Genomic DNA, 19,141 nt, shown 5'->3' on the forward strand with positions numbered 1-19,141 from the left:
CGGCAATTATGTCGAATTGTCTAGTTACGTTTAACGTGGATTGTTTACAGCCGCGACGCAACTTCACCCCAACACTGACCCCTATTCAGCGGACGGGACAACAACAGCAACCGCCGATTGGATACCTGAAGTTGCAGCATCGCCTTGTCCGTTTGCGGATGTACGCGTGCGAAACGGGTAAGGCTCCTTCCGTCCCTGGAGCTGACAATGACATCTGGCCACCGGCATGGCTATTCCCCCGTCCCCCTTCATCTGAACTATGTCTGGCGCGTCCTTGCGATGCTGCTGTTGCCCATGCCGGCCGCGCTGGCGTGCACGACGACCGGCACCAACATCCTGTGCAATGACGTGGTGACGCTGGTGAACCCGAATACGGTCACCAGCAGCGCCAACGACGTTTCGGTGCTGGTGACGCCGACGGGGCAGTCCTCGGGGCCTTTGATCACATTGCCGGGTTCGGCCGCCGTCAAACTGACGGGCCGTAACACCACACTCACCAACCAGGGGCTGATTGATCCCACGCTGTCGCTGGTGGCGCTTGGCACCTCAGGCGCGATCATGGGCAATACGGGCAATGCTGGCGCGATTCGGGTGAACAACAGCGGCACCCTCTACGGCGCGGGCCTGTCGGTGCTGGGTCTGCAGGTGCTCACCACGCTGGACGGCGCCGCCCTCTCCTTGCGTAGCAACGCTGCGGGCAGCATCAACATCGACAACTCGGGCACGATCGGCTTGAAGCCGGGGCTGCTTTCCCTGTCGTTGCTCAACCTCAGCCCCGTCATTGCCGCCTATGGCGGCGCGCCGGTCACCGTCAACAACGCGGCGGGCGGCGTCATCAACGGCCGTGTGGGCCTGGGCCGATCGGCCGCCGGCAACAGCTTCGTCAACGCGGGCACGATCAACGGCAGCGTGAGCATGGGGCAGAACAGCACCAACACGTTCACCGCCGTGACCGGGTCGACCATCTCGGCGGGCGGGCCGGACGTGGGTGTCGACCTGGCCGTGGCCGGCCTGGACGTCAGCATCGCGCTGGGCTTCGCCCAGGGTGGCACGGTGGACGGCGGCGCGAACGGCAACAACACGCTGGTGCTGCAGAACCCCGGCGCAACCGGCACCGCCGGCACCGGCACGGCAAGTTCGGCGGTGTACCGCAATTTCAATAACCTGCGCGTGAATGGCGGCACGTGGACCATCAACGGACCGCTCGTCAGCGGCCAGGCCACGTTGAACGGCGGCCTGGTCAACTTCGACAGCAACACCGCGTTCGGCGCCGGCACGCTTGTCGGCAACGGCGGCGCCATTGCGCCCGCCACGTCGGGGCTTTCGCTGGCGAACGCGATCCAGCTCAATGCGGGCGGTCTGGGCGTCCAGGGTTCGAACAACCTGACGCTGGCCGGCGCCATTTCCGGTCCCGGCGCGTTGGACAAGTCCGGCACGGGCACGCTCACGCTCAACGGCACGAACACGCACATTGGCGGCGTGCGGCTGGGCGGCGGCGCACTGGCGCTTGGCGGCAACAGCGCCCTGGGACTGGGCGACCTCGTCGTGTACGGCGCGTCGTCGCTGCAGCCCGGCAGCGCCACCAGCCTGTCCAACAAGATCGTCCTGGGCGCCGATCTGGCGCTGGCCAACACCTCTGCCCTCACCCTTTCGGGCGCGCTGTCGGGCGGCTCGGCACTGGTCAAAAGCGGCGCCGGCGTCTTGACGCTGACGGGTGCGAATTCGCATGGCGCGACACGCATCAGCGCCGGCGGACTGGTCGTCGGCAACGACGCCGCGCTGGGCGCGGGACCGCTCACCGTCAACGGCGCGGCGACACTGGCCTCGTCCGCCAGCGTCGCGCTGCAGAACGCGATCGTGTTGAACAATGCGCTGACGCTGAATGGCGCCGAAACGCTGACGCTGAACGGGCCGATCAGTGCCGGCGGATCGCTGGTCAAGACGGGTTCGGGCGTATTGAACCTGAACGGCGCCAACACCTATGCCGGCGGCACGACGCTGGCAGGCGGTACGGTCAACGTGGGCGCGTCCGGCGCCCTCGGCACCGGCACGGTCACCGCCAGTGGCGCGACCACCCTCGCCGGTTCGGGCGTGGCGTTGGGCAACAACTTTACGCTCGGCAACGCGCTGACCGTGGCCGGCGCCAACAACCTGACGCTCAACGGCACGTTGTCGGGCGCCGGCGGCACGCTGGTGAAGACCGGCACCGGGGCCTTGACGCTGAACGGCACCAACAGTTTCGGCGGCGGCACGCTTGCGGCGGGAACAATCGTCGCGGGCGCGAACAACGCGCTCGGAACCGGCGTGATCAACGTGACCGGCGCGGCCACGGTGGACAGCGCCGCGCCCGTCAGCCTGGGCAACCAGTTCGCGCTGGGCGACCGGCTCACGATCGGCGGCAGCCAAGCGCTGACGCTGGCCGGCGCGCTGTCGGGCGGCGGCACGCTGGTCAAGAACGGCAATGCCAACCTGACCTTGTCTGCCGTCAACACGCACACCGGCGGCGTGCTGCTCAACGCGGGGCAATTGACGTTGGCGAATGCGCAAGGCCTGGGCAGCGGCCTGCTCGACGTCCAAGGCCCGGCGACGCTGGCCGCAGGCAATCTGACCGTGAGCAACAACGTCCGCCTCGGCAACACGCTGGGCATCGCCACCGGCGGACAGGCGTTGAACCTGTCGGGCAACCTGTCCGGCGGCGGCGCCATCGCCTTGAACGACGCCGGCACGTTGACGCTGTCGGGCAACAACACACATGGCGGCGGTGTCGCGTTGAACGCGGGCACGCTGATCGCCGCGAGCGACACCGCGTTGGGCAGCGGCACGCTGGCCGTCGGCGCGGACGCCACGTTGCAGAGCACGGCGGCGCGCAACTTCGTCAACAACGTCGCACTGACCGGCAACCTGACGGTGGCCGGCGCGAACGATATCGGATTGGGCGGCGCGATTGCCGGATCCGGGCGTGTGGTGATGAACGGCGCGGGCACGCTGACACTGTCGGGCGCCAACACGCATGGCGGCACGACCATCAGCAGCGGCACCGTGGTGGCCGGCGCGGGCAGCCTGGGCGCAAGCGTGCTGAACAACTCGAAGCTCGTGATCGGCCAGAACGTGGATGCGACCTACGCGGGCGCGATCAGCGGTACGGGCAGCGTAGACGTGGCGGCCAATGCGCAAACGCTGGTGCTTAGCGGCAACAACACGTTCACCGGCGGCTTGAACCTGCTGTCCGGCACGGTCGAAACGCGCGGCGGACAGGCGCTGGCTGACAGCGTGGCCGTGAACCTGGGCGCCGGCACGGTGCTGCGGCTGGCGGACAGCGAGACGTTCGGCTCGCTTGCCGGCGCCGGTCGGCTGGACCTGGGCGCCGGGGCGACGGTGCAGATGGGGCAGGACAACGCCAGCTCGCTTTTCGGGGGTGCGTTGACGGGTGCGGGCAATGTCGTCAAGAACGGCACCGGCACGCTGACGCTCTCGGGCAACAGCACGCAAAGCGGCTCGTTCGACGTGGCATCGGGCGGTCTGAACGTCAACGGCAGCCTGGCCAGCGCGCAGGTCAACGTGGGCGCGGGCGCATCGCTTGCGGGATCTGGCGTCCTGACCGGCCTGACGACGATTGCCTCGGGCGGTGCGCTGTCGGCCACGTCGGGCCAGACTTTGACGCTGGGCGGCTTGACGCTGAACCAGGGCTCGCAGTTCAACGTGGCGCTGGGCGCGCCGCAGGCCTCGCCGCAGACGCTGGTGCAGGTCAACGGCAACCTGACGCTGGATGGTGACCTGAACGTCACCGACAAGGGCGGCTTTGGCGAAGGCGTGTACCGGCTGATCACCTACACCGGCCAGCTCACGGACAACGGGCTGGCGCTGGGCTCCCTGCCTCCGGGAACCGTGCCGTCGAATCTGCAGATCCAGACCGCGGTGAACCAGCAGGTGAACCTGGTGGTGCAGACCACCGGCAGCAGCGTGCAGTTCTGGAACGGCGCCAAGCAGCTTGCCGACGGCACGCTGGCCGGCGGCGCGGGCACCTGGCAGGCCGGTTCGACCAACTGGACCAATCAGGCGGGCGCGCTGACCCAAGGCTGGGGCGGCAACTTTGCGGTGTTCGGCGGCGCATCGGGCGGTGCGGTCACCGTGGCCGGCGAACAGGCCGTGACCGGCATGCAGTTCTTCACCAACGGGTACACGCTGCAAGGTGGCGCGATCCGTCTGGCGGCGGGACCGAACAATTTCCGCGTGGATCCGACGCTGACCGGCACGGTGAACAGCGTCATCCGCGGCACTGGCGCGCTGAACAAGCGTGACCAAGGCACGCTGGTGCTGGGCGGTGCGAACGAATACACGGGCGGCACGCAGATCAGCGAAGGCGTGCTGCAGGTCAGCGCCGACAACAACCTGGGTGCGGCCGGCACGGGCCTGACCTTTGGCGGCGGCACGCTGCGCGTGACCGGCACCGGCTACACCGGCACCTCGCGCGCCATCGACATCGGCGCGGGCGCGGGCTTCGACATTGCCGATGCCGGCAACGTCTTCACCCTGAACCAGTCGCTGTCCGGCGCGGGCCGCATCACCAAGTCGGGCGCCGGCACGCTGGCGCTTGGCGGCAACAACGCCGGCATCGGCGGCGTGACGCTGGCGGACGGCACGATTGCCGTCGGCAGCAACACGGCGCTGGGTTCGGGCGTGCTGAACGTCACGGGCGGTGGCGGACTGAACGCGACAACCGCCGTGACGCTGTCCAACGACGTTGCCATCGGCGCGGGCGCGACGTTGACCAACGCCGGCACGAACGACCTGACGCTGAATGGCGCAGTGTCGGGCGCGACCGGCTCGCTGGCGAAGGCGGGAACCGGCACATTGACGCTTGCCGGCAACAACACCTACGGCGGCGGCACGGCGTTGATCGGCGGCGCCATCCGCGTCGGCAGCGACACCGCGCTGGGCACCGGCGCGCTGAATGTTGCCGGAGCGTCCAGCCTGCTGACCGACGGCACGCACGCGCTGAACAACAGCATCGCGCTGGGCGCAGCGCTGACCACCGGCGGGGCCGGCGACCTGACGCTGAACAACACGATCACCGGCGGCGGCACGCTCATCAAGTCGGGCGCGGGCACGCTTACGCTGAACGGCGTGAACACCTACGCCGCGACCCGGCTGGACGGCGGCCGTCTGGTGCTGGGCAACGACGGCGCGATAGGCGCGGGTCCGTTGACCGTCACGGCTGACGCCGCGGTGGACAGCGCCTCCGGCCTGACGCTGGGCAATGCCATCAACGTGGGAACCGGCGCCGATCTGACGCTGGCGCAATCGCAGGACGCGACGCTGCTGGGCACCGTCAGCGGCGACGGCGGCCTGATTGCCGGCGGGGCGGGCACGACGCTCACGCTTGCCGGCGCCAATACGTACACGGGCGGCACGCAACTGAACGGCGGCAACCTGCAGTTGGGGCAGAACGGTTCGCTTGGCACGGGCGCCCTCCTCGTCAATGCCGACGCCAGCCTGTCGGGTGTGACGGGCGGCCCGGCGCTGACCTTGGTCAACGACGCGACGCTGAACGCGGCACTGAACGTGACCGGCGACCGCGACGTCACGCTGAACGGCGTGGTCGATGGCGCAGGTTCGCTGACCAAGAGCGGCGCATCGACGCTGACGCTGGCGGGCGCAAACACCTACACCGGCGGCACCACGCTGTCGGCGGGCGCCTTGCGCCTTGGCGACAACTCGGCGCTGGGCGCCGGCGATCTCACGGTGAACGGCGCGGCGACGCTGGGTTCGACGCAGGCCGTCACGCTGTCCAACAACGTCATCCTGGGTCAGGCGCTGAACCTGGACACGACGAACGGACTGCGCTTTGACGGCGAGATTTCCGGAGCCGGCGGCCTGGCCGCCACCGGCGCGGGCACACTGACGCTCGCGGGCGCCAACACCTACGCGGGCGGCACGCAGATCGACGGCGGCACGCTGCAGGTTGGCGGCGATACGTCGCTGGGCAGCGGCGCGCTCACCGTCGGCGGTCCGGCCGTCCTGCAGGGTCTGACCACGGCGGTGACCTTGGCCAACGCCGTCACGCTGAACGGCGGACCGCTCGAAGTGTCGGGCGCGCAGAACGTGACGCTGACGGGCGACGTGTCCGGCGCGGGCGGCCTCACCAAGCTGGGCGCCAACACGCTGACGCTGACGGGCGAGAACACCTATCAGGGCGGAACGACGCTGGGGCAAGGCCTGATCGTGGTCGGGTCGGACAAGGCGTTGGGCACGGGCGCCCTCACCGTCTCGGGCGATGCCGCGCTTGACGCGGCAACGGCCACGGCGCTGGGCAACCAGATTGCGCTGGCCGGCGGCGACCTGACCGTGAACGGCAGCCAGGACCTCACGCTGACCGGCGACATCGACGGCGGCAACGCATTGATCAAGAACGGCGGCGCGACGCTGACGCTGTCGGGCGACAACGGCTACACCGGCGGCACGACACTGTCGGCCGGCACGCTGATCGCCGGCAGCAACACCGCGCTTGGCGCGGGCGCGCTGGACGTCACCGGCAGCGCAACGCTGTCGGCGGCCGACGGCGTGACGCTGGCCAACGCCGTGGCGCTGACCAGCTCGCTGACGGCGGACGGCGCGGGCGACTGGACGCTCGGCGGCGACATCACCGGCAGCGGCGCGCTGGTCAAGACCGGCGCGGGCACGCTGACGCTGGCCGGCAGCAACAGCTACGCCGGCGGCACGCAGCTTCAGGCCGGCGCCATTACGGGCGACACGGACAGCATCACTGGCCCGGTCGTCGCGAGCGCGGGCACCACCCTTACCTTCGATCAAGCGACGACGGGCACATACGCCGGCGCGCTGTCCGGCGCGGGCAACTTGGAAAAGACGGGCCTGGGCGCGCTGACGCTCGGCGGCAGCAACGGGCTGATGGGTACCGTTGGCGTAGCACAAGGCACGCTGGTCACCCAAGGCAACAATCTCCTGGAGTCCGCCTCCGGCGTGCGCGTCGATGGCAGCGCCACGCTGCAACTGACCGGCGCCGAATTCATCGCCGCGCTTTCCGGCGCGGGCAAGCTGCAGGTGGACGGCAGCCTTGGGCTGGGCGGCGCGACGGACAGCGTCTTCGGCGGCGACCTGGCCGGCGCGGGCAATATCGCCAAGACCGGCACCGGTTCGCTGGCGCTGAACGGCGCCAGCAGCCACACCGGCGTCTTCGACATCAACGGCGGCACGGTGAACCTGGGCGGCACGCTGGCCAGCAGCACGGTCAACGTCAACGGCCCGGCCGCCACCCTGACGGGCGCCGGCACGGCCAATGGCAACGTGAACGTGAACAGCGGCGGCCGGATTGCGGTGAGTTCCGCCGCGCCCGGGGCGCTGATCCTGGGCTCGCTGACGTTGGACAACGCGTCCTTCATCGACGCGCAACTGGGTGCGCCCAACGCGGGCAGCCTCATCAACGTGCACGGCAACGTCGACCTGAACGGCACGCTGAACATCGACGGCACGCCCGACTTCGGCGTGGGCGTGTATCGCATCATTGCGTACTCGGGCACGGCGACGTCCCTGAACCTGGCGCTGGGCGCCCTGCCGCCGGGCGTCATCTCGCTGCAGACCAACGTAGCCGGCCAAGTGAACGTCCTGAACGAATCCCAGGCTGGCGAGATTCAGTTCTGGCAAGGCGGTACAGGCACCTGGGACGCCACCACGCAGAATTGGGCCGACGCCACCGGCACCGCCGGGACGTGGGGCAGCCGCTTCGGCGTGTTTGAAGGCACGGCGGGCACGGTCACGCTGGCCGGCACGCAGGGCTTCCAGGGCCTCCAATTCTCCACCGACGGCTACACCCTGACCGGCGGCGCGCTGAACGCGCTGCCCGACAGCGATGGCGTGACCACCTTGCGTGTCGAACCGTCGATGACGGCGACGCTGGACACGACCCTGCAAGGCACGGCGACCATCGCCAAACGCGACGGCGGCACGCTCGTCTTCACGCAGGCCAACACCTACGTCGGCGACACGCGGCTGGAAGGCGGCGTGCTGGAAATCAGCGCCGACAACCAGCTTGGCAACGCCGGCAATCGCGTCGTTTTCGACGGCGGCACGTTGCGCTATGCCAATGCCACGCCCGGCACGACCACGCGCGCGCTGACGCTGGAGGGCGCGGGCGCCATCGACGTCACGGACGGCGCGTACACCGCGGCCGGCACGATATCGGGCACGGACCCCGCGGCCACGCTGACCAAGACGGGCGCCGGCACGCTGGTGCTGGCGGGCGCCAACACCTATGCGGGCGGCACGCTGCTGCAGGATGGCGAGATCAAGGTCGCGACGAACACGGCACTGGGCACCGGCCTCTTCACGGCGGCCGACGGTACCACCTTGTCGAACGATATCGCCGTCGCGTTGGAGAACGATGTCGCCCTGCAAGGCGGCGTGACGGTCGCGAATGGCGCAGCCATGACGCTGTCCGGCGACGTCTCGGGCGCGGGCGGCATCACCAAGACCGGTCCCGGCACGCTGACGCTGACGGGCGCGAATTCCTACGAGGGCGGCACGCGCCTGAATGCCGGTCAGATCACCGTGGGCGCACCTGGCGCGCTGGGAACCGGCACGCTGACGGCGGCCAACGGCACGGCGCTGGATGCGTCGGTGCCCGTGGCTCTGACCAACGACGTGCAGCTTGATGGCACGCTGACCTTGCCGGGCAGCGCCGCGCTGACCCTGAACGGCGACATCGGCGGGACGGGCGGCCTCATCAAGAACGGTTCGGACACGCTGGCGTTGAATGGCGCGAACAGCTTCCAGGGCGGCGTGGCGCTCAACGGCGGCACGCTGGCGCTGGGCAGCGATACGGCGCTGGGCGTCGGGCGGCTGACCGCGGCCGACGGCACCACGCTGTCCGCCAGCGTGCCGGTAAACGCCTCCAACGCCATCACGCTGGCCGGCACGACGACGATCACCGGCGCCGATCTCGGCCTGTCCGGCGACATCGATGGCCCGGGCGGTCTGGTGAAGACCGGCACGGGCACGCTGACGCTCTCGGGCGACAACAGCTACCAGGGCGGCACGCAGCTTTCCGGCGGCACGCTCGCCCTTGGCAGCGACACCGCATTGGGCTCGGGTGCGCTGACCGCAGCGGGCGGCACCACTCTGCAGGGCCAGGGCGTGTCGCTGACCAACGACGTGCTCCTCCAGGGTCCGGTCACGGTGAACGGCGCGGGCAACCTGGCGCTGAATGGCGTCGTGTCGGGCACCGGTCCGCTGACCAAGGACGGCACGTCGACACTGACGCTGGGCAACGCCAACACCTACGACGGCGGCACGGTGCTGGCCGGCGGGACCATCATTGCGGGCAACAACGCCGCGCTGGGGACCGGCGATCTGACTGTCGCGGGCGCGGGCACGCTGCAGGCCGGCGCACCGGGCATTGCGCTGGGCAACGACATCGGTCTCGGCGCGCCGTTGACGGTGTCTGGCGCCAACGACCTGACGCTGGCCGGCAACATCACCGGGCCCGGCAGCCTCATCAAGACCGACGGCTCGACCCTGACGCTAACGGGCCAGAACCAGTACACGGGCGGCACGACGCTGACCGGCGGGACGCTGATCGGCGACACCAGCAGCCTCACCGGCAACATCGCCACCTCGACGGGCACGTCCGTCGTCTTCAACCAGGCGCCGGGCAGCGGCACGTACGCGGGCGCCATCACGGGCGGCGGCGGACTGGTCAAGGACGGCGCGGGCACGGTCACGCTGACCGGCCCCAATGCCTACACGGGCGGTACGGTGATCAATGCCGGCACGCTGGCCGGCAACGCCACCAGCCTGCAAGGCAACATCACCGTGGTGGACGGCAGCGCCATCGTGTTCAACCAGAACGGCGCCAACGGCACCTATGGCGGCAACATCAACACCACCGGCAACAACACGGGCACGCTGACCAAAGACGGCGACGCTTCGTTGACGCTGACCGGCAACAACAACGTCGGCGGCGGCACCACGGTCAACAGCGGCACGTTGCTGGTCGACGGCACGCTGACCGGCGGCCCCGTCACGATCAACCCCGGCGGCAATCTGGGCGGCTCGGGCTCGGTTGCGGCGGATGTGGAACTGGAGGACAACGCGCGCCTGGTGGCCGGCACCCCCGGCAACCCGATCTCGTTCGCGCGCAGCCTGGCGCTGTCCAACGGCACGCAGCTCGACTTCACGCTCGGCACGCCGAACTCGGCGACGACGGCCGTGACCGTGGCGCAGAACCTGCGGCTGGACGGCGTGCTGAACATCACGGATGGCGGCAACCTGGGCACGGGCGTGTACCGCCTGTTTGCCTACGGCGGCTCGCTGACGGACAACGGCATGCAATTCGGCACGCTGCCGTCCAGCCTGGCCACGGCTGACCTGCAACTGCAGAACCAGCCCAACCAGATCAACCTCGTGCTGCAGATGGAGCCCGGCGAGATTCAGTTCTGGAATGGCGCCAAGACCACGCCCGACGGCATCATTGCAGGCGGCGCAGGCACGTGGAACGCCACGGCCACCAACTGGACCGACACGACGGGCGCCAGCGCCGACCCGTGGAACGGCAAGTTCGCGGCGTTCTCGGGCGCGGCCGGCACGGTCACCGTCGAGGGCGCGCAGAATGTGACGGGCCTGCAGTTCCTGACCGACGGCTACACGCTGCAGGCCGGCACGGCCGGCGCCATCGCGATCGCGCAGGCACAGACGCCGGTGCGGGTCGAGAACGGCGCCACCGCCACGATCTCCGCGCCCATCACCGGCGCGGGCGGCATCGATAAGTTGAACGGCGGCACGCTGGTGCTCGAAGGCGTCAACACCTACACCGGCAACACCGCCATCCGCAGCGGCGTGCTGGAAGTCCGCGCCGACAACCAGCTTGGCAACGGCGGCGCCGTGTCGCTGGACGGCGGGACGCTGCGCATCGCGGATTCGGCCTTTGCAACCACGGCGCGCAACATCTCGCTGGACGGCGTGGGCGGCGGCATCGACGTGGTCGCGGCGGGTCAGACCTTCACGCTGAACCAGGCGCTCAACGGTACGGGCGCACTCACCAAGCAGGGAGACGGAACGCTGGTGCTGAACGGCGCCAACGGCTACACCGGCGGCACGGTCATCGCGGGCGGCACGCTGGAAGGCAGCAGCACCAGCATCGTGGGCGCGGTCGACACGGCAGCCGGCACCACGCTGCGCGTGAACCAGGCAACCGACGGCGTCTTGTCCGGCCCGGTCAGCGGTCAGGGCCAATTGGTGAAGGAAGGCGCCGGCGCGCTGACGCTGGCCGGCGTGTCGAGCTACAGCGGCGGCACGCAGGTCAACGCCGGCGCGCTGATCGGCGACACGTCCAGCCTGCAAGGCGCCATCGCCAACAACGCGACGCTGGTCTTCAACCAGGGCGCGGACGGCGCGTTCAGCGGCACCTTGTCGGGCGCAGGCAGTCTGGTCAAGCAAGGCGGCGGCGCGCTGGCGATCAACGGCACCCACACGTACACCGGCAATGCCACGATCGAGGGCGGCACGGTCGTGCTGGGCAGCGCGCAGGCGCCCGCCACTCTGCCCGCGTCCGTCCAGGTCAATCCCGGCGCGACGCTGGCCGGCAATGGCACCATCGCCGGACTGGTCAACGCCGGCACGGTCCAAAGCGCACCCGCGGCGGGCGGCGGCCTGAAGGTCAGCAATGACTTCAGCAACGCCACCGGCGCGACGTTGGCCGTGAACGTGGGGCCGGCCGGGGCCACCAACCTTCACGTCGCCGGCACGGCAACGCTTGACGGGGCATTGCGGGTCACCAATACCGCCCCGCTCACGGCCAACAGCGCCTACACGGTGGTGACGGCGGACCAGGGCGTGCAAGGCACCTTCGCCTCGACCTCCCTGCCCCAGCTCGCGTTCCTGGACGGCGCGGTGGTCTATGACCCCAACAACGTCACGGTGACCTTCCAGCGCAACGACACCGGGTTCGAAAGCGTCACGGAATCGGCGAACCAGAACGCGGTGGCGCAAGCGCTGGGACAGATCGACCCGGGCTCGCCACTGTATTCGTCGATCCTGGGTTTGAGCCGGGACGAGGCGCCCGGGGCCTTCAAGCAGTTGTCGGGCGACAGTCACGCGTCGCTCTCGTCGGCGATCGTGCGCAGTTCGGAATCGGTGCGGACGCTGCCGCTGAATCACCTGCGGGACAGCCTGCACAGCGAAGGCCGCGGCCACGACGGCGCGTGCGGTGAACCGGGCCGCAGCGCGGGCGGCTACGCGGAGCGCTTCTCGTGCCAGCGCAATGTATGGACCGAGGTGCTGGGCAATTGGCAGAGCCAGGACGGCGACGGCAACGCGCCCAGCTATCGCCAGCGCACCGGCGGCGTGCTGGCCGGCGGCGACATCCGGGTCGGTGACGGCTGGCGCGTGGGCGTTGCGCTGGGCTACCAGGACAGCACGATCTGGCAGGACAGCCGCAATGCCAAGGCGGACGTGGACAGCTACAGCGTCACGCTGTTCGGCGGCAAGTCGTTCGTGCAGCCCAGCGGAAGCGCGTGGAACGTCATGGCCGGCGCGGCGTATAGCTGGCAGGACATCGAGACCAAGCGAAACTTGGCCATCGGCGGCGCAAGCCAGGAGCTGAAGGCGGATTACCGCGGCAACACGACGCAGATCTTCGGCGAGCTGGGCTATTCCATGCCGGTCTCACCGAATGCGACCGTCGAACCTTTTGTCGGCGCGGCGTGGATCAAGCAGCGCATGGGCGGCTTCTCGGAAGACGGCGGCTCCGCGGCCCTGTCGGCGGACAGCCAGAGCAACGACATCACGACCACCACCGTCGGCTTGCGCGGGAACCTTGACACGCAGATCGCGGGCGCGCCCGCCCGCCTGCGCGCCACGCTCGGCTGGCGCCACGCCATGGGAGACGTGGACCCCGACCGCACGATGGCCTTCGGCTCGGGTCCGGCGTTCACAGTCGCGGGCACGCCCATCGCCCGCAATGCCGCCGTGGCTGAACTGGGTGCGGAAGTGGCCGTGTCCAAGAACGCCGCGATTGGCCTGAGCTACCAGGGCCAGTTCGGCAACGGCAGCCGCGAGAATGCGGGCTTCCTGAACGTGCGCTGGAACTTCTGACGCACGCGGCGCCGTCCGGTTGGTATCCGGATGGCGCCTGTCCGCCCCGCCCGCGGCCGAGGGCGCAATGCCTTCGGGCGATCCGATCGGGCCGCATTGACACCCCTGATTTAGGCGCTTTACGCTACCCCGCACTCGTGGTCCAACCGGGCGTGGTTCTGCCCTGGCGCACCAAGGTGCGGGAGGCGCGTCATGACGCTAAGCAGACCTGGAGCATTCGCGTGCGCGTTGCTGATGCTGGCTGTTTTGATGCCGGCCAGCGCGCTGGCCGCATGCAGCGACAAGACCTTGCGCGGCATGTCCGACGCGGGACGCAGCGTGGCCACCATCGCCAAACGCTGCGGCATGAGCGCGGCGGCCGTGAAGGAAAGACTGGGAGCCGCCGACGCGAAGGCCAAACGCGCGCCTGCGGAGGCGGCAGCGCCCCGTACGGCACCCGGCGCCGAAGCCGGCGCCTTGGCGGCAGGATCTGCCGCGACGTCCGCGGAAGTATCCGCCGACAAACCCACGGCAAAACCCGCAGCGAAATCCGCGGCAAGTGCCGCAACAAAATCCGCGGCAACCTCGGCCACGACACCGGCCGCCAGCGCCGCCAAGCCGGCGGGCAAGACGCCCGCCGAGCCGGAGAAGCACCCGCCGGGAACCGTGCTGGAACTGTGCGGCTGCTACGGCAGCATGGAGTACGGCTTTACCGAACCGAACGCGCAATGCGTCAGCGGCAAGGCGGTGGCGACGCGGTGTCCGGGCTATTGCCCGGTAAACCGCTCGCCGTGGCGCCGCATCTGCAGCTGAGGCGGTTGTCCGCCCTGCCCTTCGATCAATCGGCCGCGCTGGGCTGCGGCTGGTGTGGACGCGCATGCACCTGGTCGATGCGAAGGCCATCGCGGCGCGTCACCTCGAAACCCCAGTCACGCAGCGTCACGGTGTCGCCCGCGTCGGGGATCCGGCCGCCCGCGCGCAGCAGGCAGCCGGCCAGCGTCGCATCGGGGTAATCGTCCGCCAGCGCCGGCGCATCCAGCAGGCGCGCGGCTTCGTCCACCGACAACCGGCCGCCCAGCAGCCATGAGCCATCAGAAAGCTGCATGGCTTCGGGCTGGTCTTCCTGGTGTTCAGGCAGGTCGCCCGCTACCGCTTCCAGCACGTCCAACGGCGTGACCAGACCTTCGCACACACCGTGTTCATCGACCACAATCAGCATGTGATCGCGCGAGGCGCGCAGTTCATCCAGCACCTTCAGCACCGGCGTGGTTTCCATCACGTAGCGCGGCTCGCGCGCCAGTTCCACGAGGTCGATCGGACCGGGGTTCTGCAGCATCGGCAGCACTTCCTTGAAGTGCAGCACGCCCAGCACGTTGGCCGGGTCGCCCGCGCATAGCGGCAGGCGCGCGTGGCCAGAGGCGAACTTGCGCACGATGACGTCCGGCGTGTCGGCCACATCCAGCCAGATCATGTCGCCGCGCGGAACCATGATGGAGCGGATGTCGCGCGCGCCGATGGACAGCACGCGCTCGATCATCGAGCTTTCCTCGGGCGCGAAGGCGGGCTCGTCGCCCGCGCCGTCAACCAGCGCCACCACTTCGTCCGCTTGCGACACGGGCTGGCCGGCACGGCCGCCGCGCAAGAGGCGCAACACGGCCTGCGCCGTGCGTTGACGGCGGCCCAGCGCGTGCGTGCCGCGGGCGCGGTTGCGGCGCGCCAGCTGGTTGCACAGCTCGATCAGGATCGAGAAGCCGATGGCCGCGTACAGGTAGCCCTTGGGAACATGGAAGCCCAGGCCTTCCGCAACGAGGCTGAAACCGATCATCAGCAACAGGCCCAGACACAGGATCACGACCGTCGGGTGGCGTCCCACGAAGGCCATCAACGGACGGCTGGCCAGCATCATGACGGCCATCGCGACCACCACGGCGATCATCATGATGCTCAGATCCTGCACCATGCCCACGGCGGTGATGACCGAGTCCAGCGAGAACACGGCGTCCAGCACCACGATCTGCAGAATGACCTGCCAGAACACCGCATGCTGCGGCTTCTGCGTCTGGTCATGGCTGGCGCTGCCTTCGACGCGTTCGTGCAGCTCCATCGTGCCCTTGAAGAGCAGGAACAGGCCGCCCAGGATCAATATCAGGTCGCGTCCGGAAATCTCGGCGCCCATCACCGTGAACAGCGGCGCGGTCAGCGTGACCACCCACGCAATGCTGGCCAGCAGGCCCAGGCGCATCACCAGCGCGAGCGTCAGGCCGATCAGGCGTGCGCGGTTGCGCTGCTCGGGCGGCAGCTTGTCGGCCAGGATCGCAATGAACACCAGGTTGTCAATCCCCAGCACAATTTCAAGCACGACCAGCGTCGCCAGGCCAAGCCAGGCAGTAGGGTCGGACATCCAGTCGAAAATCATCAGGTTTCCACGGAAAACATAAGCGGACGCGCAATCGATGCGCGTCGGCGGGCAGGCGTTTTTTTAGCAGCGCGCAGCAGAGGCTGCACAGGCGCGCGGGCGGGTGCGGCCTGGCATGGCGGCGCGCGGCCGCCGAGTCGCGGCGTGGCCGCGGAGGCGCTGGGGAATGCGGCGCGCAGGGAGACAGCCCTTGCCGCGGCAGTGTGGGGAGAAAGTATCGGGCGCCGGCAGATCCGCGGCGCCCTGCTAGGAGGAGGGTCTTCGTTCATAGATGGCGGATGGCTCCAGGCTGCCGGGGCAGCAAAAGTCGGAATATCCGCCGCGCTCTCTTTCTTACAGGACCCTGAATATTACCTGAATCGGAAAGCCGCAAGACTAGGGGATGTCACCACCTTCATTGACCGCGCAAATCCGCGGTGCCGCCTGAACCCGACGACGCGCCCGACCCCGGCATGCCGCCGTGTCCCGTAGATCCCGTGTTGCTGCCCGGCGTTCCCTTCGCCCCGCGCGTGTCGGCGCCGGCGTCGTCCTGCCGGGGACTCGACCCGGCACGCGGTGCATCGCGCTTGCCGTGATCGCCCTTTTCTCCTTGCTTGGATTGTTGCGGCATGGACTTCTCCGGGGCTGGGGTCTTCGGCGTGCCCGCCTTGCGATCCGGACGGGACTGGCTACCCGAACGAATGTCAGGCGTGGTCGTCTGGGCCTGGGCCACTAGCGTTTTTTCAATGCGCTGCGCCGAAACGCTGGTGGCAAGCAAGCCGCTCATGGCCGTAGCGCACAGATACAGAATCGGATGTTTCATGGTTGCTCCTTCGTCGGCAACGGTGACACACTGAGCCCCAACGAGCTGACGCGGGATCTCTATTCACCCAGGGGCAAGTCGCGTGCCTGCCCCGCCATGGGAGCGAACCATGAGTGATAAACCTGTACCCGGCCGGCGGGGCCTGCTCAAAGCCCTGGCCGTCGGTGTCCCCGGCGCAGCGTGGGCTCCACGTGCGATCAGCGCCCCGGACCCTGCCTCCCCCCCTCCCCATCAGGACGCTGCCGCCACGGGCGGCGCCGCCAATCGAACGCTCAAATTTTTCAATGCGCAGGAAGCCTTGACGATGGACGCCGTCGCCGCGCGGCTGATACCGGCCGACGACCTGGGCCCGGGCGCCAAGGAAGCCGGCGTGACGCTGTTCCTGGACGGCCAGCTTGCCGGCGCGTGGGGCGCGGGCAGCCAGCTCTACCGCCAAGGTCCATTCGAACAAGGCACGCCCGAACAGGGCTACCAGCTGTCGTTCACGCCGGCCGAGATGTTCCGCCGCGGACTCGCCGCGCTGGACGCGGCCACGCGCAAGCAGGACGGCAAGCCTTTCGCCGAGCTTGACGCCGCGCGGCAGGACGCGTGGCTGCGCGACATGCAGGAGGGCAAGCCCGATTTTTCGCCGCTGCCGTCCGGCGTGTTCTTCCAGGCGCTGCTCGAAGGCACGATCGAAGGCTTCTTTTCCGACCCGATGTACGGCGGCAACGCCGGCATGGTGGGCTGGAAACTCGTGGGGTTTCCCGGCGCGTTTGCCTCGTTCTCCAACGACATCGAGCGCCACGGCGTGATCTGGGCCGGCCAGCCGGTGTCGATTGCCAATGCCCTTGGCCACAAGATGACGCCGGGAGGCAAGCATGGCTAAAACGCTGCCTGCGGTAGACGTGGCAATCATCGGCGGCGGGTGGACCGGCGCCATCATCGGCAAGGAGCTCGCGGCCGCCAAGCAACGGGTGGTGGTGCTGGAACGGGGCGAGGCGCGCTGGCCCTCGCCCGATTTCCAGGGGCCCAACGTCCACGACGAACTCAAGTACACGCGGCGCCATGAACTGCATCAGGACGCCGCAACCGAAACCTACACGTTCCGCAACAACACGGACCAGAAGGCGCTGCCGATGCGGCGCTGGCAGTTCGCCTACCCCGGCACGCACCTGGGCGGGGCGGGCAATCACTGGTCGGGCGCCTATTACCGCTTCGATCCGACCGACTTCGTCATGCGCAGCCATTACAACGAACGCTATGGCGCGGACATCTTCGACAAGGAGCTGACCTGTCAGGACTGGGGCGTGACGTACGACGAACTCGAGCCCTACTTCGACCGCTTCGATTACCTGATCGGCGCGTCCGGCCAGGCCGGCAACATCAAGGGCGAAAAGCAGGAAGGGGGCAATCCGTTCGAGCCGTGGCGCTCCCGCCCCTACCCAAACCCGCCCATGAAGGTGCCTTACGCGCCCGCGCTCTTCGGCGAGGCCGCGCGCAAGCTGGGCTATCACCCTTACGTGCAGCCGTCGGCGCTCTGTACGCGGCCCTATGTGAATTCCGAAGGTCTGCACATGAGCGCGTGCGTGTACTGCGGGTTCTGTTCGAACTTCGGTTGCGAGCACTTTGCCAAGGCTTCGCCGCAGGTCTGCATCCTGCCCGTGGCCATGAAGATGGAGAACTTCGAGATCCGCACCGGCGCGCACGTGCTGCGCGTTGAGCTGACGCCCGACAAGAAGCGCGCGCGCGGCGTGACCTACGTGGACGCGGCCGGTGAAGAAGTCTTCCAGCCTGCCGACATCGTGTTCCTCTGCGCATTCGGCATCAACAACGTGCGCCTGCTGCTGCTGTCCGGCATCGGCAAGCCCTTCGATCCGGTCACGAACACCGGCGTCGTGGGCCGCAACTACACGCACCAGACCACGTCGGGCGTGAACCTGTTTTTCGATGAGTCGGTCAACATCAACCCGTTCATGGGGGCCGGCGCGGTGGCGGTGACGATGGACGACTTCAGCGCCGACAACTTCGACCACGGACCGGTGGGCTTTGTGGGCGGCGGCTATCTGCAGATCCAGGTGGTCAGCGGCGCGCCCATCGGTTTTCATCCGACGCCCAAAGGCACGCCGTCCTGGGGATCTGAATGGAAGAAGGCCGTTGCGCGCCACTACAACCATGCGGCGAACATCACCATCACGGGCTCGGCGCAGCCGTGGCGTGGCGGTTACCTGAGCCTGGACCCCACGTACAAGGACGCCTGGGGCTTGCCGCTATTGCGCGTGACCTACGACTTTCCCGACAACGACATCCGCATGTCGGCGTTCCTGACCGGGAAAGGCGACGAGATCGCGCGCGCCATGAAGGGCATCGTGCGCACCGAGCCCGGCCCGCGCAAGCGGCCGTTTTCGGCCACCGCCTACCAGTCCACCCACCTGACGGGCGGCGCGGCCATGGGCGATGATCCCAACACCAGCGTCGTCAACCGCTATGGGCAGTCTTGGGACGTGCCCAATGTGTTCGTCACGGGCGCGGCGCTCTTTCCGCAGAACTCGGGCTACAACCCGACCGGCACCGTGGGCGCCACCGCCTACTGGATCGTAGAGAAAATCAAGGCGGACTATCTGCGTTCGCCGGGCCCGCTGGTGTGATCATGATCGAACGTCGCAAAGGCATCATCTTTACCGTCGCGTTGATGATCGCCGTGCCGGCCATCACGCTGATCGCCACGGTCCACCAGATGCTGGGCGCCGGCGGCGACGAGGCCATCCGGGCTTCCGCGGTGCCGCAGCCGCCCGCCCCGGCGGCGCCGCAAGCCGCCCCGGCCGCAGCTCCCGCAGCTCCCGCTGCCCCCGCTGCCGCTG

At 68.8% G+C, this 19,141-nt stretch carries 6 protein-coding genes and 1 pseudogene; 5 read left to right on the forward strand and 2 right to left on the reverse strand.

Annotation, left to right across the window (positions count from 1 at the left end; translation table 11 throughout):
* Nucleotides 1-207: 207 nt before the first annotated feature.
* Nucleotides 208-13,104, forward strand: a complete 12,897-nt coding sequence (locus RT697_RS04575; protein WP_313697188.1) for an autotransporter-associated beta strand repeat-containing protein — start codon at nucleotides 208-210, stop codon at nucleotides 13,102-13,104.
* 192 nt (nucleotides 13,105-13,296) lie between these two features.
* Nucleotides 13,297-13,896 (forward strand): hypothetical protein, encoded by a 600-nt coding sequence (locus tag RT697_RS04580; protein ID WP_313697189.1) that lies wholly within the window; start codon nucleotides 13,297-13,299, stop codon nucleotides 13,894-13,896.
* Between the two features lie 25 nt (nucleotides 13,897-13,921).
* On the opposite strand, the gene RT697_RS04585 is transcribed toward RT697_RS04580, so the two are convergent.
* Nucleotides 13,922-15,499, reverse strand: coding sequence for a TerC family protein (locus RT697_RS04585; protein ID WP_313697190.1), 1,578 nt, complete (start codon nucleotides 15,497-15,499; stop codon nucleotides 13,922-13,924).
* A 394-nt stretch (nucleotides 15,500-15,893) separates the two neighbouring features.
* Complete coding sequence (locus RT697_RS04590) at nucleotides 15,894-16,301, reverse strand: hypothetical protein (RefSeq protein ID WP_313697191.1); 408 nt, start codon at nucleotides 16,299-16,301, stop codon at nucleotides 15,894-15,896.
* 109 nt (nucleotides 16,302-16,410) lie between these two features.
* On the opposite strand from RT697_RS04590, the gene RT697_RS04595 reads away from it, so the two are divergent.
* The 3 genes and pseudogenes from RT697_RS04595 to RT697_RS04605 form a co-directional block, all read left to right on the forward strand.
* Nucleotides 16,411-17,169 (forward strand): gluconate 2-dehydrogenase subunit 3 family protein, encoded by a 759-nt coding sequence (locus RT697_RS04595; protein WP_313697192.1) that lies wholly within the window; start codon nucleotides 16,411-16,413, stop codon nucleotides 17,167-17,169.
* Entirely contained in the window at nucleotides 17,162-18,928 is a 1,767-nt protein-coding gene (locus RT697_RS04600) for a GMC family oxidoreductase (RefSeq protein WP_313697193.1), read from the forward strand. Before RT697_RS04595 ends, RT697_RS04600 begins: the two co-directional genes overlap by 8 nt.
* 2 nt (nucleotides 18,929-18,930) lie before the next feature.
* Nucleotides 18,931-19,141, forward strand: a pseudogene (locus tag RT697_RS04605) (cytochrome c4); the annotation flags it as partial.

The sequence above is a fragment of the Achromobacter sp. genome (assembly GCF_032113835.1).
Lineage (GTDB): Bacteria > Pseudomonadota > Gammaproteobacteria > Burkholderiales > Burkholderiaceae_B > Achromobacter.

What these genes read in the sequence shown, in the direction of transcription:
- RT697_RS04580 (WP_313697189.1), top strand. Translation starts at nt 13,297, where the DNA reads ATGACGCTAAGCAGACCTGGAGCATTCGCGTGCGCGTTGCTGATGCTG.
- RT697_RS04595 (WP_313697192.1), top strand. Translation starts at nt 16,411, where the DNA reads ATGAGTGATAAACCTGTACCCGGCCGGCGGGGCCTGCTCAAAGCCCTG.
- RT697_RS04585 (WP_313697190.1), bottom strand. Translation starts at nt 15,499, where the DNA reads ATGATTTTCGACTGGATGTCCGACCCTACTGCCTGGCTTGGCCTGGCG.
- RT697_RS04575 (WP_313697188.1), top strand. Translation starts at nt 208, where the DNA reads ATGACATCTGGCCACCGGCATGGCTATTCCCCCGTCCCCCTTCATCTG.
- RT697_RS04590 (WP_313697191.1), bottom strand. Translation starts at nt 16,301, where the DNA reads ATGAAACATCCGATTCTGTATCTGTGCGCTACGGCCATGAGCGGCTTG.
- RT697_RS04600 (WP_313697193.1), top strand. Translation starts at nt 17,162, where the DNA reads ATGGCTAAAACGCTGCCTGCGGTAGACGTGGCAATCATCGGCGGCGGG.